This is a genomic window from Actinoallomurus sp. NBC_01490, from assembly GCF_036227085.1.
GTDB lineage: Bacteria > Actinomycetota > Actinomycetes > Streptosporangiales > Streptosporangiaceae > Actinoallomurus > Actinoallomurus oryzae.
On the sequence record NZ_CP109433.1, the window covers coordinates 8521479 to 8546362 of the forward strand.

The window sequence follows — 24884 nt, forward strand, 5'->3', positions numbered from 1 at the left end:
TGCACGTGTGTGCACCTGGGGGCTCTGACGCGAGTTCATCAACCTCGGAGTGATCAGATCTCGCTGGTCACGCATTCAGGACCCAGGCGTTAATGGTCCGGACTGTGAGCTGCGATTCGTCAGAGAAAGGAGAAACTGCCGTGTCCGATCTACGCTTGGCGACACTCGTCGCACACCGTGCTCCCCCGGACGAGATCTTCGCCGCGGTCGCACGCGAGGTGGGGCAGACCCTGGAGATACGAAACACGGTGGTGATGCGCTACGAGCCCGATGCCACCGCGACCACGGTCGGCGTCTGGAACAGCGAGACAATGCCCCTCGGCTCGCGCTGGCCGCTCGAGAAGGGGACGGTCACGGAACTGGTGGCACGGACGGAGGCATCGGGGCGTATCGACGACGCCTACGCCGTAGGTGCCGGTGAGCTCGGCACCGCGCTGCGCGACATGGGTCTCAACTCTGCCGTCGGCTGCCCCGTCACGGTCGGCGGGCACCTGTGGGGGGCGGTGGCCGCCGGGTCGACGGCCGAGCCGCTGCCCGAGTACACCGAGGAGCGCATGCTCGACTTCACCGACCTGGTGGCCGCCGCCATTGCGAACGCCGACTGCCACGCGAAGCTGCAAGCCTCCCGAGCCCGGGTCCTCGCCGCCGCCGACGCGACCCGCCGTCTCATCGAACGCGATCTGCACGACGGGGCCCAGCAGCGTCTGGTCGCGGTGATGCTCGAACTGCGTGCCATGGAGGCCATGCCGCCGACCGATCCCGAAGAATTCAAAAGACTGCTGTCCGGCACGACGCACACTCTGAACGAGGCACTCGAAGACCTGCAGGGGATTGCGCGGGGCCTTCATCCGGCGCTCCTGTCTCGGCGGGGCCTCGAGCCCGCGATCAAGGCGCTCGCACACTGCTGTGCCGTCCCGGTCGACCTCAACATATGCGTCGACCGGCAACTGGTGGAGCGGAGCGAAGTAACCGCATACCACGTCGTGTCGGAGGCGCTGACCAACGCGGCCAGGCACGCTGACGCGTCTGTCGTGCACGTCGACCTCAGCGTCAAAGGTGCCGCCATCCGGCTGTCGATCCGCGACGACGGGAAGGGAGGGGCCGACCCCGGCCGCGGATCAGGACTCCTCGGCATCACGGACCGTGTCGAGGCACTCGGCGGCAGCCTTCAGATCATGAGCCCGGTCGGAGGCGGCACCTCACTACTCGCCCAGATCCCAATCGCCGACGTGTGATGACGCCAGCGGCTCGGCGCCCTGGCGTTACGCCGGCATCCGTGGATGCAGGCATCGAAACAGTGGTACGAGGCTCGCATGGCGCTTCGTGACGGGACCCGCTCCCCCTGGGGGGCATGCCTGAACGGTCAGCGGGCCGTCCAATGGTTCAGTCGGCGACTGTCCTGCTCGTAGCCCCGGTTTGGAAGACTTCGGGCCGCGTCTGCACAGAGTCGGATGGTGCTGGTGAGATCCCTACAGGACCCGGACGCCGTCGTACCGGCGTACCGCCGTGCGTCCGTCGTGCAGTGCATCGAGCACGCGGACGGCGAAGGCTTCGTCGGCCATCGAGATGACCTCTTCCGGGCTCGCCCGGTCAACGCTGAACCCAGGAGCCGGCAGAGCGGTTTCAGCAAGCGCATGGCGAAGGCCGGGTCGGACCCGGCCGTTGGCACGGGTACGACCTTCGGGAGGGGCCTCAGCGCGGGTCGAAGCCGGGGTTCGGGGTCCGCGTCCCGTCTGGGGCGAGATGGGCCTTCACGTACCGGGCGTCGATCCCCTCAACGAACCGGACCGACCGCAGTTGGCCGGTGGGCCGGGTACCGCCGGGCGCCTGGATCTCATAGACGCTGCCCCGCCCCCTCGGCGTACGCTCCGCCGTGATCAGGCGGGGCGACGCATACACGACCCTGCCATGGCCGCCGGACGGCCGGAATCCCTCGGTGAAGACCACTCCGGGGTCGCGGCTATCGCCGCGGTAGAGGGTCCGCGACCGGCCGAGGTGGCTGGCCGGAAGGGCCCTGAGATAGTCGAGGCGGAACCGCGACGACCACGTCACGGCCTCCGCCGGGGCGGCGGCCATCGGACCGGGCCGGACCTCCCGGAAGAACCGTGTCACCGCCTGGAACAGGCCCGTCTCCGCGAACATCAGGTGACCGCCCTCTGCGGCAAGTCAGGTGCCACTGGAAGAGTCTCTCATGATGATCACCACACCGCAGTGACCGGAGCGGCTCTGTATGGGCGCGCCGGGCACCACCCGCGTCGCCGCCGAAGCCGGCGGAACCTGGAACCACTACGCCCCCGGCGACCACACCAGGCGATGAGAACTGAGTTGCCGACCGCGGATCATGATCCTAGAGTCCGCCGAACGATTCATCGCTCCATCGGCCCTACTCTGGCGGCTGCATGAGTACCCCTGACGACGGACCGCGCCGGCCCGCAGAGAAGCTGACCGCGTTGCGCCTCGGCCGGCCGCTGGCGGTCGAGGTTCCGGCCGGCGGCCCTGGCCGGCGAGCCTTCGTCACCATCAGACCGGTGGCTACGCCTGCCGACCACCAAGCGCGCCAAGAAGGTTGGCAACGGGCCGACCATGCGCGCGAATACCGCCTGACGCACTGGGACTACGATGCCGACCAGATCGACGGCTTCGACTACGACCTCGGGGCCATCCTGATTCAGGACGCGACAGCCACGGACGAGGCAGAACTGATCACCATTCTCCAGGCATGGAGCCTGCGACCCGACCGGTTCCTCTACCTCTGGCAGACCGACGACCCCACCTGACCTCACCCAATCGGCGGCCACCTCCCTGCCGCCACTGACGGTGACGGACACTCTTCACGGCAGGGAATTCACGCCAGTCGATTCGCGCGTTGGTCCGATCGGCCGCTGGGCCTTTCGGCTTCGGCGGTGAGATCACCTCGCCATGGCCTGCAGGCGCCGGATACGCAGGTGAACCGGGCGGTCAGGGCTTAGCGGGAAGGTAGACGAGCCGGTCTTGGAGGTCGGGGACGAGCTGGTCGGCCGGCGGCCGGCCGGCCTGGGGCCGATAGGTCACCAGGACCGCTGCCGGTGTAGGCATCCGCGTTCGCGGGCCCACCCAAGGACAGGGAACACCGCCCGCCCAACGACTGCCGTGGTTCGCAGTTCAATCGCTGGCCTTCCGGTGTGCGGATTTTCCGCCGTGGGGATTCGCGAGGTCTAGTGTCCGAGGAGGGCGCCGCCGTTGACGCGGATCACCTGGTCGGTCTTGTGACCTGCTTCGGGTGAGGCCAGGAGAGAGACTGCGGCGGCGATGTCCGCCGGGCGGCCTGGGCGGCCGTCCGCCGCCTGGCCGATCAGGGTGGCTCGGCGCTCTGGTGGGAGAGCACCGCCGAAGAATTCGGCGTCTTCGATCAGTCCGGGTGCGATGGCGTTCACGGTGATGCCGCGCCCGCCGAGATCGAAAGCGAGGTCGGCGGTCCAGTTATGCCGGGCGGCCTTGGCTGATCCGTACGATCCGCCTCCGCTCGCTCCGGCGATCGACCCGATCGAGATCACTCGGGGCGTGATCGGCCAGCCGTGGCGTCAGAGCGTTCGTGACCAGGACGGCGCTGATCAGGTTGGTTTCAAGCTGCGCGATCCACAGATTCCGGATTCCCGCCAGCGCGAGGGTGACGAACGTCCGACGTAAATGGTGCTGGTGAGATCCCTACAGGACTCGGACGCCGTCGTGCCGGCGTACCGCCGTGCGGCCGTCGTGCAGTGCATCGAGCACGCGGACGGCGAAGGCTTCGTCAGCCATCGAGATGACCTCTTTCCGGGCTCGCCCGGTTGATTCTGAACCCAGGAGCCGGCAGAGCGGTTTCAGCAAGCTCATGGCGAAGGCCGGGTCGGACCCGGCCGCTGGCACTGCTCTCGCCAGCCGCCTCGCCGATCTCAACAGTCCGGTGCCGGCTCAGCCACCGACTGATCACAACGATCTCAACGGCCACTTGAAACCTGAGGTGAGCGGTCATCCTCGAAGCCTCCCCCGGCCCTCAGCCCGCGGGGGGTGCGGGGGGCGGAGGCCCCTCACAGCGGGGGTTCCGGGGGTCGCCCCCCGGCCCGGCACAGTGGACGAGTCGGCCTGTAGGCCGGGTTTTTAAAAGGTAGTCGCTCTGACCTGGCGGGAAGCATCGATCATGCCTTTGACCTGCGGTTAGGGCATCTCGGTGTTTCTCGTCATTTCGTGCTGGGTCGCGTCGCCATGTGCCCTCGATGCGCCCTCGCCGCGTGACCGCGTGCAGGGATGCACCAGCCCCCTCCCTGCTCCCGATAGCTGCCGACTCCGCGATTATGGAAAGATGAACCTATGTCCGCTCATGATTGCGTGTGCGTCGTCGATGTCACCGGGGCGATGGCGGCGACGAATGATGCACATGGGGGTTCAGCCTGGCAAATGACGATACTGCTCGCCGGTGGATTGGTGTCACTGGCGATATTTTTGTTCACTCTTCGCGGAGAGCTCCGTAGACGCCGGGGGACCAAGACCATCGCGCACGTAGTGGCCGTACGCCGCAGCTCAGAGGTAGATCCGAAGGAGAGCGAAGGCTATTATCAGGGGGCCCATTCTTATCCGGTCGTCCAATTCCTCGCCAGCAATGGACAACTACACGAACGCACCACCCGTAATCCTGTCAAAAAGGTCAGCCCAGGTGCACGGGTCGAGGTCTACTACACGGCAGATGACCCGCCACGCGTTTATATCGTGTCCCGGCGGTGGACCGGTGCGCCACAGCAGCTCATTGTCACCCTCGTCATCGGCGCGTTGTGGACTGCCACCGGGGCCGGCTTGCTCGTCACTCGACTATTCGGTTGAGTTCGGCCGACCTGGTGGCGACTGAGCTGGACTGGGCCGGCATGCCTCGCCTCGTCCGTTCCCGGTGGCCGTCGGCAGGTTGGAGCTGGACGGTTCCGGACTTGCGTGGGGGCGGGGCCTCGTAGCCTTGTCGGCTGACGGGCTGGCACCTGCCTGCCCACGATGGCCCGTCCCGAGGCCCCGCGAGGGGTCCCCGCGCAAGTCGGGAACCGGTCAGCGGCACCCCATGACTGCTGTGGACTTTTGTCCTCATCTGCGGCCCGATCTTCCGCTGTCCGGGCGAGCCGGCGGGGGCGCCTGCGGCGGGCTGGGTCGCGCGGCCCGCCCTCCAGGGCGAGGCCGCGTCGATCCCAATGCCTGCGGCCCTGCTGTGGGCCGCACCCCAGTTCGGCCGCCCGAGCGGGCAGCTTGGGGAGACGGAGTCGATCCGCTGCTCAGCCAGGTGCAGGAAGCTCGCCGAAGGCGACTCCAGGACGAACAGGATCTCCGAAATCTCATCGCATACGCCCGTGAGTTCATGCATCCGCGGCCGTATCGACTCATCGATCTAGCTGAAGCGGCTGGACTGTCGATATCAGGCGTTCGCATCAACTACGACAAGGATGACGTGGCGCTTGTAGAGGAGCTGATCAGGAGTAAGAGCGCTAACAGTCAGGGAGACGTGGGATCGGATCGGTGACCGACGCCGAGCTGAAGCAACTTAGAGGCCGGATCATGCATGTCCTCGGCGATGTCGAGGCATTAGCTGCACACATGAATACCTTGATGGGGTCGCATTCTGTCCCCGGAAAGCCGTTTCCGATCCAATACCTGCGGCGTCAGCGAGGTTGGTCTCAAGCGCGAGTTATCGTGGAGCTTAAGAAAGCTGCCGCTATATGTGGTCAGCATCTTCCCACTGAGACGGATCTCAAATCCATGGTGGCCGCCTGGGAGCGAGGTCTACCGCCAAGTCCCTTCCACCGTGAACTTCTGGGAATGGTCTTCTCGGGCAAGAACGGCACGCTTCGAAGGATCGCCGGGAAGTCCGCTTAAAAGACTTGCGCGCATCAGCTTCTGCGCAAGAGGCCCTGGTGGGGTGCCACCCACCGAGGCCGGACGCATCATCCGCCTCATGAAAGGACATCGGAGATGCATGTCCAGGCTACGTCACAGCCGTCCACGACCGGAACAACCCTCAACAACAGGGCTTGCCGCCGGTGCAGTGTGCGGCTGAGCCGCAACAACCTCGATGACGTGTGTCGGCCTTGCAGAGGCCTCGTCATCACCACGGATTCCCCTCGTCCGGCCGAGTTCCGGCAAGTCAAGATCACGGGGACCGCATTCAAGATCGCTGTTCGTATTGCCGCCGAGATTGCGGCTCAGCAGATCGCAGTCTGTGAGGACTGTGCAGGATCGGGCTGGGACAGCTCGGGCTTCGACATCTGGTGCCCCACTTGCGGCGGCACCGGCGAACCCGACGATGGGTACGAGATCCCGAGTCACGTTCAGGTACGGCTCATGCACAAGGTGCCGGTTACCAGCCGGTGAGTCCTGACATCTCGGGCCGGGCGATCTCACCACCTCGTGGGGCCGCCCGGCCGACCTCTGCCACTGAAACCGCTCTGGCACGCGCCGGAGCGGGCTACTTCGAGTGGCTCGATCACGTCTGGCCTGCAGCTGGATGCTCTCACCCGGTACTCCTGACCGGTGACCTGGTCACCCTCAACGCCGCCACGGGCGAAGTCCTGTCCTCCGCGTCGACCGAGGGCATGCCGGACGGGATCATCTACAAGGCGTGCGGGAACCGCCGTGTCACCGCCTGCCCCTCCTGCGCCGAGACCTACCGCCGCGACGCCTACCAGCTCGTGCGCTCCGGCCTGATCGGCGGCAAGACCATCCCCGCCTCGGTCGCCGGACATCCGGCGGTGTTCGCGACGTTCACCGCCCCGTCCTTCGGTGCCGTGCACACCCGGCACGTCCGCCGGCACTCCTGCCGCGACAAAGCCCGCCGCACCTGCCGTCCTGACCCATGTCACGCCCGCCGAGACGCCGAACGCTGTCCCCACGGGCAGCTGCTCGCCTGCTTCGCCCGGCATGAGCGTGGAGACCAGGCGCTCGGACAGCCGCTGTGCACGTGCTGTGCCGTACCGAGCGGGGCACCCTGTTTCGGCGTGACTACTGCAACAAGAGGATCTGGAAGCCTGCGATCAAGGCGGTAGGGCTGCCCGTTGACACGACCTTCCACGACCTGCGCCATACCTTCGCCAGTACAGCTCTTGCGAGTGGCGTTCCGATCTCCGAGGTCTCGCGCTGGCTCGGCCACCGCTCGATCACGACGACGGTCGACTTGTACGGTCACCTGGTGCCCGAGGCGAGTGGCCGTGCTCGTGACGCCCTGGACAATGCCTTCAAGGCTGCGCTCCATGTGCCCTCGATGTGCCCTGAAGACAGGACCTGAGGAGATGACCCGCAGGTCAGAGGCCGGTGTGGTGGACGAGTCGGCCTGTAGGCCGGGTTCTGTCGCTCCGCTTCGGCGGAGCGGGCGGCCATCCATCTAGGGCCGTCGTTGCCGACGGCCTCAAGCGGTCTACCCGCAGGCTCGGGCCGGCTGCCCTCGAACGCCTGCGCGGGTCCGCCGTGGCGGGCCCTTCTTGACCTTGCTCCGGGTGGGGTTTACCGAGCCGCCCCAGTCGCCTGGGGCGCTGGTGGTCTCTTACACCACCGTTTCACCCTTACCTCCGCTGACGCGGAGGCGGTCTGTTTTCTGTGGCACTGTCCCGCGGATCACTCCGGGTCGGTGTTACCGACCACCCTGCCTTGTGGAGCCCGGACCTTCCTCGTCGGGACCCCCTGCGGGGCCCCGCCGCGGCCGCCCGGCCGACTCGTCCACCAGCCCGACATTTTACCGTGTGACGGTCCCGCCCCTAGCCGAGATGGTGAGTGTCGTTGAAGCGTTTGAGCACCGCGGGGCCGTCGGCGTACCAGTCGATCTCTGAGAGGGACGACACGTCCAGGAACATGCGGTACAGGGACGACGGCGGCGCCTCCAGCGCGGAGCGTACGAGGAGCTTGATCGGGGTCACGTGCGACACGATCAGGACGGTCTGCTGCCGGAAGCGTACGAGGAGCTTGTCGCGGGCGGTGTTCACGCGGCGGGCGACGTCGGTGAAGCTCTCGCCGTGCGGCGGGGCCACCGACGGGTCGGCGAGCCAGGTGTCGAGTTCGGCCGGCCAGCGTTCGCGGACCTCGGCGAACGTGTAGCCCTCCCAGTCGCCGAAGTCGGTCTCGCGGAAGCCGTCCTCGGTGCGGATCGGCAGGCCGAGCACGTCGGCGACCTCCTGCGCGGTCTGGCGTGCCCGGCCCAGCGGTGAGGAGACGATCGCGTCGATGGAGCGGCCGGCCAGGGCCTTCGCCGCGGCCTTCGCCTGCAGCACGCCCGTCTCGGTCAGCGGGATCTCGCCGACGCCCGCGAAGCGCTTCTCCGCCGACAGGGACGTCTCGCCGTGCCGGAGCAGCAGCGTACGGGTCGGTGCTCCCGTCGGGGCGGCCCAGCCCGCCGTGGTCGTTCGGTGAGGTTCCTCATCGTCGGACGCGGCAGGGGCGGAGGACGACGAGGCGGACCACTCCCGCCCCTGGGCGGCGGCGTCCATCGCCTCGTTCGCGAGCCGGTCGGCGTGCTTGTTGCGCTCGCGCGGTATCCAGGTGAAGCGGACCGAGGAGAAGCCGGAGGCGAGCTTGCGCGCCTCCATGGCCAGCGGCTTCATGTCGGGGTGCTTGATGCGCCAGCGGCCGGACATCTGCTCGACGACGAGCTTGGAGTCCATGCGGGCCTCGACGTCGGCGTCCGGGGCGAGTTCGGCGGCCTTCGTCAGCGCGGCGATCAGGCCGCGGTACTCCGCGACGTTGTTGGTGGTCACCCCGAGCGACTCGGCGGCCTCGGCGAGCACCTCACCGGAGACGGCGTCGCGTACGACCGCGCCGTAGCCGGCCGGGCCGGGGTTGCCCCGGGAGCCGCCGTCCGCCTCGATGATCAGTCTCACAGGCCGGATTCCTTGGTACGGACGAGGATCCGGCGGCACTCCTCGCAGCGGATGACGTCGTCCGGGGCGGCAGCGCGGATGTCGTTCAGCTCGACGGTGTTGAGCTGCAGGTGACAGCCCTGGCACTGACCGCGCAGCAGGGCCGCGGCGGCGACGCCCCGCTGCTGGTCGCGCAGCTTGTCGTACAGCTTCAGCAGGTCGCCCGGGATGTCGCTGACCACGCCCGCGCGGGCCTGCTTGGTCAGCTCGGCCTCGCCGTCGATCTCGCGGTACGCGGCGTCGCGCCGGGCGGTCAGCTCGGCCAGGGCCTTCTCCCCCGTCTCCCGGTCGGCCTCGATCTCGCGGAGGCGGTTCTCGGCCTCCTCGCGGCGTTCCATGACCTCCAGGACGATCTCCTCGAGGTCGGACTGACGGCGCTGCAGCGAGGTGATCTCGGACTGGAGGTTCTCCAGGTCGCGGGCGGAGGAGACCTGGCCGGAGTCGAGGCGCTTCTGGTCGCGCTCGGCGCGGGCACGGACCTGGTCGACGTCCTGTTCGGCCTTCTTCTGCTCCCGGTCGATGTCGCTGATCTCGGTCTGCGCGGCGACGAGCGCGTCGCCGAACTCGCGCAGGCGCTGTTCGGCGTGCTCGATCTCCGCCAGCTCGGGCAGCGTGCGCCGGCGATGGTCGAGCCGGTCGAGCGCGGTGTCGAGCTCCTGCAGGTCGAGGAGCCGCAACTGGGCTTCAGGTGCTGCTTTCACGTACTTCCTTCACAGGATCGAAAGGTCCAGGCGTCGGTGACGGCCGCGGAGATCCGGGTCTCAACGTTAGTCTCCCCCAACAGCCCGGCCGCGTCGCGAAGCCATGGCCATTCGGTGGCCCAGTGCGCGGCGTCGACCAGCGCCGTCGTGCCCGCCTCGCGGAACTCCGAGGCCGGATGGTGGCGCAGGTCGGCGGTGAGGTAGACGTCCGCGCCCGCCGCGCGCGCCGCGCCCAGCAGCGAGTCGCCGGCCCCGCCGCAGACCGCCACCGTACGGATGAGGGCATCCGGATCGCCGGCGACGCGCAGGCCGCCCGCGGTGGCCGGCAACCCCTCGGCCGCGCCGGCCGCGAACTCCCGCAGGGTCAGGGGCTCCGGCAGCTCGCCGACCCGGCCGAGGCCGCGCCGGGGATCGTCCGGCGACGGGCTGAGCGGCCTCAGGTCGCCGGTCAGGCCCACGGCGCGCGCCAGGGCGTCGGAGACCCCCGGGTCGGCGACGTCGGCGTTGGTGTGCGCGGTGAACAGCGCCGTACCGCTCCGGATCAGCCGGTGGACGAGGCGTCCCTTGGGCGTGGTGGCGGGGACGCCGTGCACGGGGCGCAGCAGCAGGGGGTGATGGGTGACGATCAGGTCGGCGCCCCAGGCGAGCGCCTCGTCCGCGACCTCGGCGACCGGGTCGACCGCGAACAGCACCCGGCGGACCTGCGCGCCCGGGTCGCCGCAGACCAGGCCGACGGCGTCCCAGGACTCCGCCCAGGCCGGATCGTAACGGTCTTCGAAGATCCCGACGATGTCGGCCAGAGTGAGGGACACGCTCCGCAGGTTACCGTCCGAGATCACCGCGAGGGCGCATACCATTCGGGCGGGTCCCTCATAAGAGACCGCGCGAGGCTTCCCGGGCGGTCTCTTCGAGTCTGCCCTCGCAGTCTCAAGGAATCCTGGGGATCGGCCGAACGTTGGAGGATGCGTGAGATCACCGTTCCGGCGGCGTCGTAGGCGCCCGCGCAAACGTACGGCCTCGCCACCGACGCCGGAGGTCATCGACTGGCCGAAGGACGGCACGGGCGGCGGCGGGCTGATGTCGGCGATCCGCGGTGACTCCGAGTCAGGGGCCGGTTTCGGTCCGGGGATGTTCGCCGACCTGCAGGCCGCGTTCGGCGGCTCCGGAAAGCAGATCCAGCTCGAGGAGCAGGAGAAGGAGAAGCTTCGCCGCCACGAGCTGCACACCGAGGCCGGCGGCCGCAGCCGCGACGACCTCGACTCGGGCACCATCCGGATCACCCGGCGGCGCGAACCCGACGAGCCCGACGGGCCCGACGCATCGGACGAGCCGGAGACGAAGGACGAAGACTGAGTCCCCCTCCACTTTCATCGAACGCACGTTCGAATTCGTCGTAGTCTGATCCCTGTGAACGCGTACGTTCCGCCCGGCTGGCCTGCCGGCGTGCACCCGCCGGGCACCGAGAGGTTCGAGGAGACCGCGATGGCGTGGCTCCTGGAGTTCGTGCCGCCCGAATACCGCCGCTACGGCGTGCTGCGTCGCTACCCGGTGGCGCTCGCCCGGATGGCGCGCCAGCACGTGTCCGCCGGCGTCGAGGCGGCCCGGCTGGGGTTCCGCACGGCCCGTACGGAGCTGTCCGGCGTCATCCCCCCGCACGGCGTCGAGGCCGTGCTCGACATCTACCGGCGCGAGGGCACCCGGCTCGTGGCGATCGCCGAGGGCGTCGACCTCATCGACCGCGCCCTGCGCGGCGAGACCTTCACTCGGCCGCTCTGAACAGGTGCGCGGCGGCGCCGCGGTTGGGCACGCCGAGCTTGTGCAGGATGCGCGAGACGTGGACGCCGACCGTGCGCTCGCTGATGAACAGCGCCTCGGCGATCTGCCGGTTGGTCCGTCCGTCGCTCAGCAGGGCGAGGATCTCGCCCTCCCGGGCGGTCAGCCCGGGCACCGTCTCCCCCGCGCGCACCAGCTCCAGGCGTCCCCGCCGGGACAGGTCCTCGATCTTTCTCCGCAGGCTGTCCGCGCCCAGCGCCACGACCGTCTCGTGGGCCGCGCGCAGCAGTGTCGCGGCCTCCTCACGCGAGCCCTTGGTCGCCAGGAGCGCCTCCGCTCCGCGGAACCGGCAGTACGCCGCGTTGTACGGCTCGCCGAGGTCGTCCCACGCGGCCTGTGCGTCCGCCCACGCGACCGGATCGGGCTTCGAGAGTCGCGTCGACTCCGCCTCGGCGGTACGTCCGTACGCCTCCGGCTCCGGGCACGCGGTCATGCCGCTGAGGAACTCCCGGCACTCCTTGAGGAACTCACCGGGCTCTCCGCCGATCGCCGCCTCGGCGGCCAGGCCGATGGAGCAGAGCTCGGGGCCGAACCGCAGATACTCCGAGCCGCGGATCAGGTCCAGGCCGATCCGTACGCGCTCGCGGCAGGCCTCGTGGTCGTCCTCGGCGATCGCCAGCCAGGCGGCGCACACGTGGAACGAGGTGACCAGCTCCCGGTTCTGGGACCGCTCGGCGGTCTCCTCGACCGACGACAGCAGCACCCGGGCACCCTTGACGTCGCCGCGGCGCAGTGCCAGCTCGGTCATGGCCAGGGTGACGCCCCACCGTTGCCCGGGCGGCGCGTCGATGTCCTCGACCTCGTCGGCCAGCCGGTCCGCGTCCGGCCAGCGGCCGAGCCGCACCATCGCGGCCAGCGTGTTGCCCGCCGCGCACATGCAGGTCGTACGGCCGTAGCCGAGGCCGCGGCAGACGTGCACACCCTCCATGCCGACCTCGGCGGCCTCCGCCCAGCGGCCCGCCCACAGCAGCGCGTCGGAGAAGTTGACGTAGGTACGGCCCAGCTCCCAGGTGTCGCCGCGCGACTTGGCGAGCCGCAGCGCGGCGGCGAGCTCGTCCAGGCCTCGTGACGCATCGCCGAGCATGGCGAGCGCGACGCCCAGGGTGTTGCGCGCGTGCACCTCCAGGTCGGGGGCGCCCACGGCGACGGCCACGGCGATGGCCTCCCGGCAGCAGGCGGCGGCGTCCGTGTAGCGGTTCTGGAGCATGAAGGCATGCCCCTGGAGGGCACGCACCTGGGCGCGCTCGCGCGTGGAGGCCTCGGCGGGCAGCAGCGCGACCGCCTCGTCGTAGGAGCGGCAGGCGGCGGCGACGTCCCCGGCCACCCAGTGGATCCGGCCGGCGAGGATGCGCAGGGCGGACGCGCGCAGCGGTTCGGCTCCCGCGTCGAGGCCGGCGATCGACGCCTCGGTGAGCTGGAGGGCGCGGTCGGTCTCGCCCTCGGCCATCGCGACCTCGGCGGCGCGCCGCTGCAGTTCCGCGTGATCGAGTCCGCAGCGGCTCTCCGCGTCGGCCACATCCGGCCACAGCCGCAGCGCCCGCTCGTAGTGCGCGAGCGCGACGGCCCAGGCGTTGGCCTCCTGGGCGGCGGCCGCCGCGGCGACGAAGCCGGCGAGGGCCTCGGGGTGGTGTCCCGCCGCGTACCAGTGGCGCGCCGACTCGGCCGGGACGTTCTTGTCCTCCAGGGCCTCGGCGACCGCCAGGTGCAGCCGGTTGCGCCGGCCGGGCAGCAGGTCGGCGTGGAGCGCCTCGCGCAGCAGCGCGTGCCGGACGTCGTAGCCGTCGCCCGTGACGATCAGGAGCCGGTGCGAGACGGCTTCGTGCAGCGCGGCCTCCAGCTCGCCCGCGGACAGCCCGGTGACGGTGCCGATCAGCTCCTCGTCCCCGCCCCGGCCGATGATCGCGACGGCGCGCAGGACCCGTCCCGTCGCCGGGGCGAGGCGTTCGACGCGGGTCAGCAGGACGTCGCGCAGGCTGGCGGTCAGCTCCGTACGGGTCGGCCCGGCGGCCAGCAGTTCCTCGACGAAGAAGGGATTGCCCTCCGACCGGTCGAACAGCGACCTGGTCTGCCGCGTCGCCGGTTCGGTGCCGAGGATGCCGGTGACCTGGGCGGTCACCTCCTCGACGGACAGACCGGTCAGCTCGATGCGCTCGGCACGGCCGGAGCGTTCCAGCTCCAGCACGATGTTGTGCAGCGGGTGGTCACGCGGCACCTCGTCGCTCCGGTAGGTGCCGACGATCACCAGTCCCGCGTGCCGGAGGTTGCCGCCGATCATCGCCAGCAGGTCGGCCGAGGCCGGGTCGATCCAGTGCAGATCCTCCAGGACGAGGACGGCCGGGCGCAGTGCGGCCATGCGCCGGAACAGCCCGAGCGCCAGCTCGTACAGGCGTCCGCGCTCGGTCTGGTCGTGCCGGCTCGTCGGGCTCCCGCACAGCCCGGGCAGCAGCGCGCCGAGCTCCTGGCGCGCCTCGCCGAGGACGTGGGCGAGTTCGTCGCCGCTCAGCTCGTCGGCCAGCGGCCGGAGGGCGGCGACGAAGGGGGCGTACGGCGCGGCGCCCTCGGCCAGGTCGAGACAGGCGCCGGAGAAGACGAGTGCGTCGTTCTCCCTGGCCCGCGCGGTGAACGTCTCCACCAGCCGCGACTTGCCGATGCCGGCGTCGCCGGAGACGAAGAGCAGCACGGAAGAGCCGCCCCGCGCCTGAGCCAGGGCGGCGTCCAGCCGCGCCAGCTCCGCGGTGCGGCCGATGAGAGTAGGGCACGAGACTCGCCGGGCCACACCAAGGAGTATGGATCACGTACGACGAGTACGGCGAACAAAGTCAGCAAATAGGTAAATATGCGGATGCAAGTCTCCCGGGCGCGAAGTGATCATGTAATCGATCAGTCGACTACCCGGAGGACGCGACGGTGGGTCCGACCCAGGTTCATCCGCAGAACGGTATGGCCTTCACCAACGTGTGCGAGGAACAGCTCCGCCCGCTCTATATCGCCGCGCTCGGTGCGCTCGACCCACGACCGGGGACACGCCTGCTGCACGTCGGCTGCGGTACCGGGACGGCCCTGCGCCTCGCGGCGCGAAGCGGCGCCGAGGTCGCCGGTCTGGACGCCTCGGTCGACCTGCTCAAGGTCGCGCGGGAACGCCTGCCCGACGCCGACCTCCGCGTGGCCGACGCCGCCGAACTGCCCTACGACCGTGGCTGCTTCGACCAGGTCATGGCCTTCGACGCGATCCAGTACACCGAGCCCCCGGCGGTCGCCGTGGCCGAGCTGGCGCGCGTGACCCGGCCCGGCGGCTCGGTCGTGATCGGGCTGTGGCACAACTGGTCCGGGCGCGAGGCGAGCGCGTTCCTCAACGCCGTACGCGGGCTCGTACCGGTCGGCGCCCCCGGCTCCCAGCCGGTCCGCGACCTGTACCACCTGCGCGAGGTCATGGTGGAGGCCGGTCTCGACGTGTACGCCTACGCCGAGGTGACCCGCAGGTACGACTTCCCCTCGCTCGACGCCGCGTGGGAGTCGATGCGGTTCTCGCCCAACGTGGCCCGCGCGATCGAGGTCATCGGCATGGACGCCGCGCACCAGGTCTTCCTGGCCAACTTCGGCAACCAGCGGCGCGCCGACGGGACCATCCAGCAGGACAACCTGTTCCAGTACGCCGTGGGCCGCGCCACCAGCTGAACTCCGGCGAGGCCGGACGATGCCGGTATCGGCGCTCCGATCCGGCGCTATCGTTTGACACGCTGTGGACGATGGCTTGACCGGAAGGACACCTCCCATGGCCGACGGCCTTCCGCTGCGCCCGGGCGACCCGCCCGAGCTCGGCGGCCACCGGCTTGTGCGCCGGCTCGGCGAGGGCAACCAGGGGGTCGTCTTCCTGGGGCGGAGCCCCTCGGGCGAGCAGGTGGCGATCAAACTGCTGCACGCCCGGATGGCGGCGGACCCGAACGCCCGCGACCGCTTCGTACGCGAGCTGTCCGCGGCCAAGAAGGTCGCGCGCTTCTGCACCGCGCAGGTGCTCGACGCCGACCTCGCGGGCGACCATCCGTACATCGTCAGCGAGTACGTCGAAGGACGCTCGCTGCGGTCCCACATCCTCGCCGACGGTCCCCGCACCGGCGGCGCGCTCGAACGCCTGGCCATCGGCACGCTGACCGCGCTCGCCGCGATCCACAAGGCCGGCATCGTCCACCGCGACTTCACGCCGCACAACGTCCTGCTGGGCCCGGACGGCCCGCGGGTCATCGACTTCGGCATCGCCCGCGCGCTCGGCGCGACGGGCAACAACGAGTCCGCCCGCGCCGGCACGCCCTCGTACATGGCGCCCGAGCAGGTCACCGGCGACGAGATCGGCCCACCCGCGGACATGTTCGCGTGGGGCTCGACGATCCTGTTCGCCGCGACCGGGCACCCGCCGTTCGGCAACGAGTCCGTGCACGCCGTGATGGAACGCATCGTGCACGACGAGCCGGACGTCTCCGCCCTGCCGGAGCCGCTGCGGTCGGTCGTGGCCGCGTGCCTCTCCAAGGACCCGGCGCGCCGGCCGACCGCGCAGCAGGCCCAGGCCGGCCTGCTCGGCCACGAGGCCACCGTCGACGAGCCGCTGATGCCGCCGCCGGCCTTCGGCGCCACCGCGCCGCCGGAGCAGCAGCCGGACGCACCGGCCCCCGAAACCCGGCCTCCGACCGCCGAACCGGCCGCGCCCGCCACCGCCACCGCCACCGCCACCGGGGCGGTCGTTCCCGCTGACATCGCCCCCCAGCCCGCCGTCGCGGCGCCATCACCGCCCCCGGCGTTCCCCGCGTTCCCGCCACCGCCCGCCGCCGACGAGACGGCCGCCGAGACCTCCGGCCCGACACCGCCCGTCACCGGGACCTCGAACACGACCGGGCCCTCCGGCACGACACCACCGGCCACCGGGACGTCCGACGTGGCACCGGCGGCCACGGCGCCACCGGATCCGGGGCAGGCGCCGAGCCCGTGGGCGGCGGCGGTACGGCTGCCGGCCGCGCCCGCGCCACCGGTCTCCACGGCGCCACCGGCGTCGACTGCGGCACCGATGTCGGCGGTACCGCCGTCCCCCGCCGTACCAGCGCCGCCGGCTCCCACCGCGCCGCCGTCCAGCCCGCGCGAGTTGCCGCGTTCCTCCGCGCCGCCGACGGCTCCGGTGGCCGTGTCCCCGGTCTCCGGCCCCGCCCGTACGTCGCCGGTCTCCGGCGCTCCCGCGCCGTCCGGACCCTCGCCGGCGCGGTCGGCGCTGACCCCCGCCTCCACGCCCACCACGGCGCCCGCGTCCGGCCGGCGGCGGACGGTCGGCTGGGCGCTCCTGGCCGGGGCGGCCGTGGTCGTGGCCGGCGCCGCCGTGGCGGTGCCGCTGTGGCCGGGCGGCGGCGACGCCGCCACCGCTCCCCCGGTCCGTACGGCGGTCACCGCACCGAGCACGCCCACACCGACACCGGCGCCGACCACGCACCGGCCCCAGCTCAACGGCGTCCGGTCCGGTGCCCCCATCGCCAAGCCGAAGAAGAAACCGGCCAAGGGCTGCCACGACTACCAGCGGGCGTACACCGTGACCCATGCCGGGTCCGTGCTGCTCAAGGTGTCGGTCTGCCGTGGCGCGTACACCGGTACCGCCGTCCTGGCCGACACGGCCGCCAAGGACGGCTGGAACATCTGCCTCCAGCTCCGCGGCCACGTCACCGGCGCCCCGGAGACCTACGTCAGCACGGTCCTGTCCTCCCGCGACGGCCGCGTACGCGCCTTCGACAACGGCCCCAAGGCGCGCTTCGGCGCGAAGACCACCCGCACGGAGGACTCCGTCGCCGTGAACGTCGGCCGGTGCCGGGGATCCGGCGCCGCGCTCCAGACCTCCTGGCAGACGCAGGACAAGCTCGCCGCCGGTTAACGGTGCCGGTGGGCCGAGGTCAAACCTTGGTGAGCCGGAGGAGGCGATAGACGGGATCCGGGCGTGGCCGGTCCTGGTCCGGAAGCGCTTGGAGCCGCTCGCACAGGGCGGTCAGGTCGTCACCGGCGGCCTTGGCCCAGGTGAAGGCTCCGGCCACGAGATGTTCGCGCCACCGGCGCGGCGATCGGCCCTGTCCGGTTCCGGGGAACGAGTTCTCCCCGGTCACGGCCAGCCCGAGTCGAGCGCCCAGGTCGGTCACGCGGCCGGTGGCGTCCGTCTGCGGTGCCGCGTACGCCGCGCGGACGGGCTTGATCAGCGCGGTGGTGTCGTCGTCCGTGGCGAAGACCGCGTCATTCTTGTCGACCGTGGTGATCAGTGTCCCGCCGGGCCGCAGGACGCGTGCGACCTCGGTCAGGGCCGCCGCGCCGGCCGGCGCGTTCATCAGGTGGAGAAGCCAGATCATCACCACCGCGTCCATCGACGCGTCGGCCAGCGGGAGCCTGGTCACATCGCCGATCGTGATCCGGCCGGGCAGTCGTGCCGCGGCGATGCGGGTCATCCCGGAGGAGAGGTCGATGCCGATGACCTGCCGGCCCGGTCGCGTGAGGCGGACGGTGACGATCCCGGTGCCGCAGGCGAGGTCGGCCAGTCTCGCGGTGTCCGGGGGCAACAGGGCGCGCACCGCGGCGGCCGCCGATGCGGCTCTGGCATCGCCGCCACGGGTCACGTCGTAGTGGTCGGCTTCGCGGTCGTAATCCAGCATGCCGGTCATCCAACACCGTCAGATCACGCCGCGTTCGGCCAGGGCGGCGCGCTCCTCCTCCCCGATGCCCAGCAGGTCGCCGTAGACCTCGGCGTTGTGCTCGCCGAGCGCCGGGCCGAGCCGGCGTACGGAGCCGGGCGTCTCGCCGAGCCGGGGGAAGACGCCCTGCATCGGGAGCTCGCCCAGCTCCGGGTGGACGAGACGGACGATGGCCTCGCCGGCGGCGAATTGCGGGTCGGCGAACATGTCACGCGCGGTGTAGATGCGGCCCGCCGGCACTCCTCCGTCGTGCAGCCGGCCGAGGAGCTCCTCCACGCCGGACCGTGCGGTCCAGGCGGAGATCAGCGCGTCCAGCTCCGCCATGTTGCGTCCGCGCGCGGCGTGCGTGGCGTAGCGGTCGTCGGCGGCCAGGTCCGGGCGTTCCATCGCGGCGGCCAGCCGCCGGAAGACCGTGTCCTGGTTGGCCGCGATGAGCACCATCTCACCGTCCTCGGTCCGCGAGGGCGGGCCGCCGGGGTCGCCGGTGACATGCCGCAGACCGACCATCGCCTCGCCGATCGAGCCGTACCCGGCACGCGGCGCGTACGGGCCGGTCTGCCCGAACCCCGTCACCCGCACCATGACCAGCCCGGGGTTGGTCTCGCGCAGCCGGTCGAAGCCGAGGCCCCAGCGTTCGAGCGTGCCGGGCCGGAGGTTCTCCACGACGATGCCGGCCCGGTCGATGAGGCGCCGGGCCAGGTCCTGTCCTTCGGCGGTCCGCAGGTCGCAGGTCGCCGACTTCTTGTTGCGCGCGATGATCGGCCACCACAGGGAACGGCCGTGCGGCTTCTCCCGGCCCCACTGGCGCATCGGGTCGCCCGCGCCCGGCGGCTCCAGCTTGATCACCTCGGCGCCGAAGTCGCCGAGGAGCTGCCCGCAGAAGGGACCCGCGATGAGCTGGGCCATCTCGACGACGCGCAGGTCGGCGAGCGGCCCCGGAGAGGCGGGCAGATCAGGAGAGGCGGGTGAGTCGGTCGGCATGCGTTCTCGTCCCCTGTCCTGCCATGGACCTGTTCTTCCGGAGACCTGTTCCGGCGGACGGCTTCCAAGTCGGCCTCAGCGGAGGCCGAACTCCCAGTTGCCGCCGTTGCGGTACTCGCGCAGGACGCGGCGTGCCGCGCTCTGCGTGTGCACCTCGTCCGGGCCGTCGTAGAGTCGGGCCTCCCGTGCGTGCCGGTACATCCGCGACAGCGGCAGGTCGTCGGTGAGCCCCGCCGCGCCGTACACCTGGATGGCCCGGTCGATGACGTTGTGCAGCATCCGCGCGCCGACGACCTTGATCACGGAGATCTCGACGCGCGCCTCGTCGCCGGCGTCGATCCGGTGCGCGGCCTGGAGCGTGAGCAGCCGCGCGGACTGGATCTCGGCGTAGGACTCGAACACGTGCCGCTGCATGAGCTGCTTGTCCGCGAGCGGGCCGCCGAAGGCGGTGCGGGAGTTCAGCCGTTCGCACATCAGGTCGAAGGCGCGCTGCGCCTGCCCGAGCCAGCGCATGCAGTGGAAGATGCGGCCGGGACCGAGCCGCCGCTGCGCGATGCGGAAACCCTCCCCACGCGGGCCGAGCAGGTTGCTCGCCGGCACGCGCACGTCCTCATAGGCGACCTCGTAGTGACCGCCGGCCAGGCCGAGCACGGGCAGGTCGCGCACGATCCGGTATCCAGGGGTGTCGGTCGGCACGATGATCATGCTGAACGCCCGGTGCGGCGGCGTGCCCTCCGGCTCCGTACGGCACATGACCGTCGTGTACGCGGCGGCCGCGGCCCCGGTGGTGAACCACTTGCGGCCCCGGATGACCCACTCGTCGCCGTCCAGCTCGGCGGTGGTGCGCAGGCCGGTCGGGTCGGAGCCGGCGGCGTCCGGCTCGGTCATCGCGAAACTCGGCGACACCTCCCCCGCCACCATCGGCGCCAGGTACCGCTCGCGCCAGCGCGCGTCGGCGTACTCGTGCAGCATGAGGGAGTCCTGGAGGGTGAACGTGCCGAGGGCGAGCTGCCCCCACTCGCTGCGGCCCTGCACCTCGTTGACGAACACGTAGTCCAGGAACGGCAGGCCGCCGCCGCCCAGCTCGGGCGGGTGGCCGAGCGCCCACAGCCCGGCGTCCTTGGCCTCGCACCGCAGCTCGCGGAGCTTGCCGGCGGCGGCCTCGCCACCGGCGGTCAGGATCGGCTCGGCGGGTTCGACCCGCTCGGTCATGAACGCGTACACGGCGTCGCGCACCGGCCGGACGTGCTCGGGCACCTCGAACGTCATCGGCGGTCCCCCGCGATGTCGTCGGCGATGTCCCGCGCGCCGTACCCCTCGGGCGCGGCCACCTCGACGACGGGCTCCTCCCGGTCGTCGAACTCCAGCCGCAGCGCCTTGGCCATCGTCGCGTGCATCTCGTACAGGCAGGTGATGTAGGTGAGCAGGAGGATCTCCTCGTCACTGAGGTGCCGCTTCAGCACCGCGAAGATCTCGTCGTGCACCCGGCCGCCGTCGAGCACGAGGCCGTCGGTGTAGGCGAGCACCGCGCGCTCCAGCTCGGAGAAGCAGTCCGCGGTCTGCCAGTACGCGACGGCCTGGACCTTCTCCTCCGGTACGCCCAGCGCGCGCAGCTGCTTGCAGTGCTGGGAGAAGACGAACCGGCTGCCGCGCGCCCAGCCGGCCCGCGACTGGCCGAGCTCGCGCAGCAGCGGGTCGAGCTTCGCGTCGCGGTACAGCGCGAAGCCGCGTACGGCGTGCCGGAAGACCTCCGGGGACTGGGCGAAGACGGTCCACCAGTCACCGGGCGAGCCGGTCGCGGTGCCGTGCTCGACGGCGGGGTCGCGGTCGGGGCCGAACAGGCGGTCGTAGAAGAACAGGATCCGCTCGTCGGTGACCTCGGCGCGGGGCACCTCTCGCAGGCGGGGCATCGGCTCCTCCGGTCAGGCGTGTGTCGGCGTACGGCGGTCCGCCGCCGTCCTCGGCGTGTGGGAGACGTCGGCGTCGGTGAACTCCCGGATCCAGCAGGCGAACTCCAGGAGGATGCCGTCGGGGTCCTGGAAGTAGAAGGAGCGGACGAACACGCCGTCGTACATCTCGCGGGCGATCCCGGACGGGCTGTCGTCGTGGTTGAGGATCGGGCTGACCGTCACGCCCTTGGCCTTGAGCCGGCGGCGGTACTCCTCGAAGCGCTCGGGCGGCACGGTGAAGGCGACGTGGTTCATCGAGCCGACCGCGCTCAACAGGTCGCCCTGCTCGGGACGGCCGGGCGGCGCGGAGATCCCCGGTACGCCGTCGGGAGCGTCGGGGAACCAGAAGAACGCCACGCAGTCACCGCCCCCGCAGTCGAAGAAGAAGTGCTGGCCCATGCCGCCCGGCAGCTCGATCGTCTTGATCAGCGGCATGCCGAGGACGCCGGAGTAGAAGTCGATGGTCTGCCGCATGTCCGAGCAGACCAGGGCGAGGTGGTTGATCCCGCCCAGCTCGAACTCGGGGTTCTTCCCGGCCATGGTCACTCACTCCTCAGGGGTGCCCAGAAGTTGACTTGACAGTCAGGTCAACTTCTCCGCATCATTTGTCCGCTGCGGATGGACTGTCAAGACCTTCATGCCTGGGGCGCGCGGCCGGGCGGAGTGCCGGGGCGAAGGGGCGAAGACGATGGCGGACGAGGGCACGACGGCGCTGACCGAGCGCGGCGTGCGCACGCGGGAGCGCCTGATCCAGGCCGCCCGCGAGGTCTTCGAGGACAGGGGCTTCCTCGACACGCGCGTCCGCCACATCACCGAACGCGCCGGCGCCGCGTACGGCACCTTCTACACCTACTTCGACTCCAAGGAGGCCGTCCTCCGGGAGATCGCCGACCGGATCTTCGCCGACATGACCGGGCGCGACCGGCTGCCGCTCGGCCCGGACGCCGCCCCGCGCGACCGCGTACGCCGCGCCAACCGCTCCTATTCCACGGCCTACCTGCGCAACGCCCGGATGATGGCGATCATCGAGCAGGTCGCCACGTTCAACGAGGAGTTCCGCGAGATGCGGCGGCGGCACCGTGCCCTCGCGACCGGCCGCTCGGCCCGCGCGATCCGCCGCTGGCAGAACGAGGGACTCGTCGACCCGGGACTGGACGCCGACCTGGCCGCACGCGCGCTCGCCGCGATGGTCGACCACTCCCTCTACCTGCGGCTCGTCCAGGGCGAGGGCGACGACACCGAACGCCTCCTGGACACCCTCGACGCGCTCACCGTCCGCGCGCTGGGACTGGACCGCCTCACCTGAAGGAGCCGCCGTGCACCCGGACCACGAGGAGATCGCGACCGGATTCGTCACCGCGATCACGACCGGCGACACCGAGGCACTGCGCCGTCTGTACGCCCCGGACGCGCGGATCTGGCACAACGGCGACGGGACCGAGCAGACCGTCGAGGACAACCTGCGCACCCTGCGCTGGCTGGCCCGCAACCTGCGCGACTTCCGCTACGAGGAGATCCGGCGCGACCCGGCGGCGTACGGCTACGTGCAGCGGCACGTGCTGCGCGGCCGGCTCCCCGACGGCACGGCCGTCGAGGTGCCCGCCTGCCTGTTCGTCACGGTCGACGGCGGGCGCATCACCCGGATCGAGGAGTACGCCGACTCACGCGCCACCGACGCGCTGCGCGCCCACGCCGCCGCCCGTCGCGCGGCGCGAGAGGCCCAGCGGTGAGCGAGCGGAGCGAACGAACCAATGAAACACGCGCGCCTGGTCACCTCTCCGACGAAGGACTGCCCGTGACCGAGCGAAGCGAGGGAACCGAGAACACGCGCCAGTGGTCACCCCCTCCGACGAAGGAGGGCTCATGACCGAGGGCCTCGCCGCGCGGCTCGCCGCCCGCCTCACGCAGGTCCGCGGCCGGCCGGTGAACGTCACCGAGCCGCGGCGGCTGTCGGGTGGGGCCAGCCGGGAGACGTGGGCGTTCGAGGCGGACGGCGAGCCGCTGGTGCTGCGCCGCGACCCGCCGGCCGCCCCGCAGCCGCGGGAGATGGCGCGCGAGGCCGCCGCGCTGGCCGTCGCGGCGCGCGGCGGCGTCCCGGTGGCGAGGCTGGTCGACCACGGCGACGGCGCGGGCACGGTCGGCTCGCCGTACCTGATCATGGAACGCCTCGACGGCGAGACGATCCCGCGCCGCCTCCTGCGCGACGAGCGGTTCGCCGCCGTACGGCCCGGCCTGGCCCGCGAGCTCGGCCGGATCCTCGCCCGCGTCCACGCGCTCCCGCCCGGCGAGATCGCCGACCTGCCCGGCGGCGACCCGCTGGAACAGCTCGTCGAGATGTACGAGGCCTTCGGCGAACCGCGCCCGGCGATCGAACTCGCGTTGCGCCGGCTCGGCCGCGACCGCCCGCCGCCCGGCGGCGACACCGTGGTGCACGGCGACTTCCGCACCGGCAACCTCATGGTCACGCCCGAGGGCGTCCGCGGCGTCCTGGACTGGGAGCTGACGCACCGCGGCGACCCGGTGGAGGACCTCGGCTGGCTGTGCGTGAAGGCGTGGCGGTTCGGCTCGCCGCTGCCGGCGGGCGGGTTCGGGTCCCGCGCCGAGCTCCTGGCCGGGTACGCCGAGGGCGGCGGCACCGTGCCCTCGGCGGAGGCACTGCGCTGGTGGGAGACGTACGGCACGCTGCGCTGGGCGGTGCTGTGCCGGGTCCAGGCGGAGCGCTACCTGTCCGGCGCCGAGCGCTCGGTCGAGCTGGCCGCCCTGGGCCGCCGGGTCTGCGAGCAGGAGCACGACCTGCTGCTCGCCCTCGGCCTGACCGAGCCGAGCGAGGTCCCCGACCCGCTCACCGGCCGCCCGCCCGGGCCCGCCGCGCCACCGCACGACCGGCCCGGCGCGCTGGACCTGATCGAGGCGGTACGGGCGTTCCTCACCGACGAGGTGATCGCCGACGGCGACGAGCGCCTGCGCTTCCACGCCCTGGTGGCCAGGTCGGCGCTGGGCATCGCCCAGCGGGAACTCCTGCTCGGCGACGCCCACCGCGCCGAGCACGACCGCCGCCTGGCGGCACTCGGCTGCCGCGACGACGCGGAGCTGGCCCGCGCGATCCGCTCCGGCGACCTCGACGACCGGATGGACGAGGTGGTCGCCGTGGTCCGTGCGACGGTGACCGCCAAGCTCACCGTCGCCAACCCGCGCCACCTGTCCGTCCCGGACGCCTGACCCGCACCGCCGTACGGCGGGCGCCCGGCCGGTCTCAGGAGACGAGCTTGCGGACCGCGGGACAGGCGGTTGAGGACGTGGGGCCGCACAGGAGCCGGGCTTTGGCACTCGCACCGCAGTAGTCCTTGCGCTGGGGCTTCTCGGCGCCGAACCCCGTGGGGGTGGTGCCCGCGAGCAGCTGGCCGGCCGGGCCGCCGACCAGGGTCAACCGGGCCACCCCGTCCGTCCGCGTGGGTTTCGTACCGACGTAGACGCCGGCCCCGGCCGGCTGCCCCGGCCCTTTGTCGTAGAGCCAGAAGTTGATCTGCCGGCCCGCGACGGGCTTGCCGTGCGCCGTGAGCCTGGCGGTGAGCAGCAGGTCATCGGTGATCCGCCCGACGTGCGTGTCCTGCACGGACAGGGCCACGTCCGTACAGCCGTAGACCAGCGACGGCGAGCAGCCCGCGACCGACACGCAGGCCACGGCCACCGTCCCGCCCGCGGCGAGCGCGGCGGGGCCGGTGAGCCGATGCATCAGGTCGAGCATCCGCCGACGCTCCATTCGTTGAAATACGCGATCCACGTAGAGGGCTATCTGGGCAACCAGCATCCTTCCGGACGCCTCAACGG

General features: G+C 71.3%; 25 protein-coding genes and 1 other RNA gene. 13 read left to right on the plus strand and 13 right to left on the minus strand.

The features are described from left to right. The first annotated feature begins 92 nt into the window (after positions 1-92). The gene (locus tag OG417_RS39215; RefSeq protein ID WP_329240061.1) at positions 93-1235 is read left to right on the plus strand and encodes a GAF domain-containing sensor histidine kinase; all 1143 of its coding nucleotides are present in this window, start codon (positions 93-95) and stop codon (positions 1233-1235) included. Between the two features lie 457 nt (positions 1236-1692). On the opposite strand, the gene OG417_RS39220 is transcribed toward OG417_RS39215, so the two are convergent. Next, positions 1693-2142 (minus strand): hypothetical protein, encoded by a 450-nt coding sequence (locus OG417_RS39220; protein ID WP_329240063.1) that lies wholly within the window; start codon positions 2140-2142, stop codon positions 1693-1695. 257 nt (positions 2143-2399) lie between these two features. Here OG417_RS39220 and OG417_RS39225 point away from each other — a divergent pair, with 257 nt between their 5' ends. After that, positions 2400-2777, plus strand: coding sequence for a hypothetical protein (locus tag OG417_RS39225; protein ID WP_329240064.1), 378 nt, complete (start codon positions 2400-2402; stop codon positions 2775-2777). 417 nt (positions 2778-3194) lie between these two features. On the opposite strand, the gene OG417_RS39230 is transcribed toward OG417_RS39225, so the two are convergent. Continuing rightward, the gene (locus tag OG417_RS39230; RefSeq protein WP_329240065.1) at positions 3195-3533 is read right to left on the minus strand and encodes an SDR family oxidoreductase; all 339 of its coding nucleotides are present in this window, start codon (positions 3531-3533) and stop codon (positions 3195-3197) included. 793 nt (positions 3534-4326) lie between these two features. On the opposite strand from OG417_RS39230, the gene OG417_RS39235 reads away from it, so the two are divergent. The 4 genes from OG417_RS39235 (at position 4327) to OG417_RS54585 (ending at position 7270) form a co-directional block, all read left to right on the plus strand. Next, on the plus strand, positions 4327-4833 hold the full coding sequence (locus OG417_RS39235; protein ID WP_329240067.1) for a DUF3592 domain-containing protein: 507 nt from the start codon (positions 4327-4329) through the stop codon (positions 4831-4833). Positions 4834-5508: 675 nt separating this feature from the next. Beyond that, positions 5509-5865 (plus strand): hypothetical protein, encoded by a 357-nt coding sequence (locus OG417_RS39240; protein WP_329240069.1) that lies wholly within the window; start codon positions 5509-5511, stop codon positions 5863-5865. 491 nt (positions 5866-6356) lie between these two features. Further along, entirely contained in the window at positions 6357-7031 is a 675-nt protein-coding gene (locus OG417_RS39245) for a replication initiator (protein ID WP_329240070.1), read from the plus strand. Then, positions 6947-7270 carry a tyrosine-type recombinase/integrase gene (locus OG417_RS54585; protein WP_442875603.1) on the plus strand — a complete coding sequence of 108 codons (324 nt, stop codon included), beginning with the start codon at positions 6947-6949 and terminating at the stop codon, positions 7268-7270. The genes OG417_RS39245 and OG417_RS54585 overlap by 85 nt, the downstream gene beginning before the upstream one ends. 32 nt (positions 7271-7302) lie before the next feature. Here the strand turns inward: OG417_RS54585 and rnpB are convergent. The 4 genes from rnpB to OG417_RS39265 form a co-directional block, all read right to left on the minus strand. Beyond that, positions 7303-7697: RNase P RNA component class A (gene rnpB / locus OG417_RS39250), an RNA gene on the minus strand. 39 nt (positions 7698-7736) lie between these two features. After that, positions 7737-8843 carry a bifunctional RNase H/acid phosphatase gene (locus tag OG417_RS39255; protein WP_442875778.1) on the minus strand — a complete coding sequence of 369 codons (1107 nt, stop codon included), beginning with the start codon at positions 8841-8843 and terminating at the stop codon, positions 7737-7739. Positions 8844-8848: 5 nt separating this feature from the next. Then, positions 8849-9592, minus strand: coding sequence for a zinc ribbon domain-containing protein (locus tag OG417_RS39260; RefSeq protein ID WP_329240071.1), 744 nt, complete (start codon positions 9590-9592; stop codon positions 8849-8851). Then, positions 9589-10413: a Nif3-like dinuclear metal center hexameric protein gene (locus OG417_RS39265; protein WP_442875779.1), complete on the minus strand. Its 825-nt coding sequence runs from the start codon at positions 10411-10413 to the stop codon at positions 9589-9591. The genes OG417_RS39260 and OG417_RS39265 overlap by 4 nt, the downstream gene beginning before the upstream one ends. 145 nt (positions 10414-10558) lie before the next feature. On the opposite strand from OG417_RS39265, the gene OG417_RS39270 reads away from it, so the two are divergent. Then, positions 10559-10945 (plus strand): DUF6191 domain-containing protein, encoded by a 387-nt coding sequence (locus OG417_RS39270; RefSeq protein ID WP_329240074.1) that lies wholly within the window; start codon positions 10559-10561, stop codon positions 10943-10945. A gap of 54 nt (positions 10946-10999) precedes the next feature. Further along, positions 11000-11368: a hypothetical protein gene (locus tag OG417_RS39275; protein WP_329240075.1), complete on the plus strand. Its 369-nt coding sequence runs from the start codon at positions 11000-11002 to the stop codon at positions 11366-11368. Here the strand turns inward: OG417_RS39275 and OG417_RS39280 are convergent. Then, complete coding sequence (locus tag OG417_RS39280; RefSeq protein WP_329240077.1) at positions 11352-14201, minus strand: helix-turn-helix transcriptional regulator; 2850 nt, start codon at positions 14199-14201, stop codon at positions 11352-11354. The genes OG417_RS39275 and OG417_RS39280 overlap by 17 nt on opposite strands. 131 nt (positions 14202-14332) lie before the next feature. On the opposite strand from OG417_RS39280, the gene OG417_RS39285 reads away from it, so the two are divergent. Further along, positions 14333-15100, plus strand: coding sequence for a class I SAM-dependent methyltransferase (locus OG417_RS39285; RefSeq protein WP_329240079.1), 768 nt, complete (start codon positions 14333-14335; stop codon positions 15098-15100). A gap of 97 nt (positions 15101-15197) precedes the next feature. Next, positions 15198-17324 (plus strand): serine/threonine-protein kinase, encoded by a 2127-nt coding sequence (locus OG417_RS39290; RefSeq protein ID WP_329240080.1) that lies wholly within the window; start codon positions 15198-15200, stop codon positions 17322-17324. A gap of 19 nt (positions 17325-17343) precedes the next feature. Here OG417_RS39290 and OG417_RS39295 read toward each other — a convergent pair whose 3' ends face one another. The 5 genes from OG417_RS39295 to OG417_RS39315 all read right to left on the minus strand — a co-directional run bounded on the left by OG417_RS39295 (position 17344) and on the right by OG417_RS39315 (position 21596). Beyond that, positions 17344-18087 (minus strand): class I SAM-dependent methyltransferase, encoded by a 744-nt coding sequence (locus tag OG417_RS39295; protein WP_329240081.1) that lies wholly within the window; start codon positions 18085-18087, stop codon positions 17344-17346. An 18-nt stretch (positions 18088-18105) separates the two neighbouring features. Then, positions 18106-19107, minus strand: coding sequence for a CaiB/BaiF CoA transferase family protein (locus OG417_RS39300; RefSeq protein WP_329240082.1), 1002 nt, complete (start codon positions 19105-19107; stop codon positions 18106-18108). Positions 19108-19182: 75 nt separating this feature from the next. After that, positions 19183-20376 carry an acyl-CoA dehydrogenase family protein gene (locus tag OG417_RS39305; RefSeq protein ID WP_329240084.1) on the minus strand — a complete coding sequence of 398 codons (1194 nt, stop codon included), beginning with the start codon at positions 20374-20376 and terminating at the stop codon, positions 19183-19185. Continuing rightward, a complete protein-coding gene (locus OG417_RS39310; RefSeq protein ID WP_329240085.1) occupies positions 20373-21017 on the minus strand; it encodes a carboxymuconolactone decarboxylase family protein in 645 nt (214 codons plus the stop codon). Before OG417_RS39310 ends, OG417_RS39305 begins: the two co-directional genes overlap by 4 nt. Positions 21018-21029: 12 nt before the next feature. Further along, complete coding sequence (locus tag OG417_RS39315) at positions 21030-21596, minus strand: VOC family protein (protein ID WP_329240087.1); 567 nt, start codon at positions 21594-21596, stop codon at positions 21030-21032. A 148-nt stretch (positions 21597-21744) separates the two neighbouring features. On the opposite strand from OG417_RS39315, the gene OG417_RS39320 reads away from it, so the two are divergent. The 3 genes from OG417_RS39320 (at position 21745) to OG417_RS39330 (ending at position 24275) form a co-directional block, all read left to right on the plus strand. Continuing rightward, positions 21745-22362: a TetR/AcrR family transcriptional regulator gene (locus tag OG417_RS39320; RefSeq protein ID WP_329240089.1), complete on the plus strand. Its 618-nt coding sequence runs from the start codon at positions 21745-21747 to the stop codon at positions 22360-22362. Between the two features lie 10 nt (positions 22363-22372). Then, on the plus strand, positions 22373-22786 hold the full coding sequence (locus OG417_RS39325) for a nuclear transport factor 2 family protein (RefSeq protein WP_329240091.1): 414 nt from the start codon (positions 22373-22375) through the stop codon (positions 22784-22786). Between the two features lie 133 nt (positions 22787-22919). After that, complete coding sequence (locus tag OG417_RS39330; protein WP_329240092.1) at positions 22920-24275, plus strand: phosphotransferase family protein; 1356 nt, start codon at positions 22920-22922, stop codon at positions 24273-24275. A 34-nt stretch (positions 24276-24309) separates the two neighbouring features. Here the strand turns inward: OG417_RS39330 and OG417_RS39335 are convergent, their stop codons facing one another. After that, positions 24310-24801: a hypothetical protein gene (locus OG417_RS39335; RefSeq protein WP_329240093.1), complete on the minus strand. Its 492-nt coding sequence runs from the start codon at positions 24799-24801 to the stop codon at positions 24310-24312. Between the last annotated feature and the right edge of the window lie 83 nt (positions 24802-24884).

What these genes read in the sequence shown, in the direction of transcription:
- OG417_RS39225 (WP_329240064.1), top strand. Translation starts at nt 2,400, where the DNA reads ATGAGTACCCCTGACGACGGACCGCGCCGGCCCGCAGAGAAGCTGACC.
- OG417_RS39330 (WP_329240092.1), top strand. Translation starts at nt 22,920, where the DNA reads ATGACCGAGGGCCTCGCCGCGCGGCTCGCCGCCCGCCTCACGCAGGTC.
- OG417_RS39235 (WP_329240067.1), top strand. Translation starts at nt 4,327, where the DNA reads ATGTCCGCTCATGATTGCGTGTGCGTCGTCGATGTCACCGGGGCGATG.
- OG417_RS39320 (WP_329240089.1), top strand. Translation starts at nt 21,745, where the DNA reads ATGGCGGACGAGGGCACGACGGCGCTGACCGAGCGCGGCGTGCGCACG.
- OG417_RS39305 (WP_329240084.1), bottom strand. Translation starts at nt 20,376, where the DNA reads ATGACGTTCGAGGTGCCCGAGCACGTCCGGCCGGTGCGCGACGCCGTG.
- OG417_RS39295 (WP_329240081.1), bottom strand. Translation starts at nt 18,087, where the DNA reads ATGCTGGATTACGACCGCGAAGCCGACCACTACGACGTGACCCGTGGC.
- OG417_RS39335 (WP_329240093.1), bottom strand. Translation starts at nt 24,801, where the DNA reads ATGCTCGACCTGATGCATCGGCTCACCGGCCCCGCCGCGCTCGCCGCG.
- OG417_RS39315 (WP_329240087.1), bottom strand. Translation starts at nt 21,596, where the DNA reads ATGGCCGGGAAGAACCCCGAGTTCGAGCTGGGCGGGATCAACCACCTC.
- OG417_RS39215 (WP_329240061.1), top strand. Translation starts at nt 93, where the DNA reads ATGGTCCGGACTGTGAGCTGCGATTCGTCAGAGAAAGGAGAAACTGCC.
- OG417_RS39220 (WP_329240063.1), bottom strand. Translation starts at nt 2,142, where the DNA reads ATGTTCGCGGAGACGGGCCTGTTCCAGGCGGTGACACGGTTCTTCCGG.
- OG417_RS39310 (WP_329240085.1), bottom strand. Translation starts at nt 21,017, where the DNA reads ATGCCCCGCCTGCGAGAGGTGCCCCGCGCCGAGGTCACCGACGAGCGG.
- OG417_RS39290 (WP_329240080.1), top strand. Translation starts at nt 15,198, where the DNA reads ATGGCCGACGGCCTTCCGCTGCGCCCGGGCGACCCGCCCGAGCTCGGC.
- OG417_RS39300 (WP_329240082.1), bottom strand. Translation starts at nt 19,107, where the DNA reads ATGCCGACCGACTCACCCGCCTCTCCTGATCTGCCCGCCTCTCCGGGG.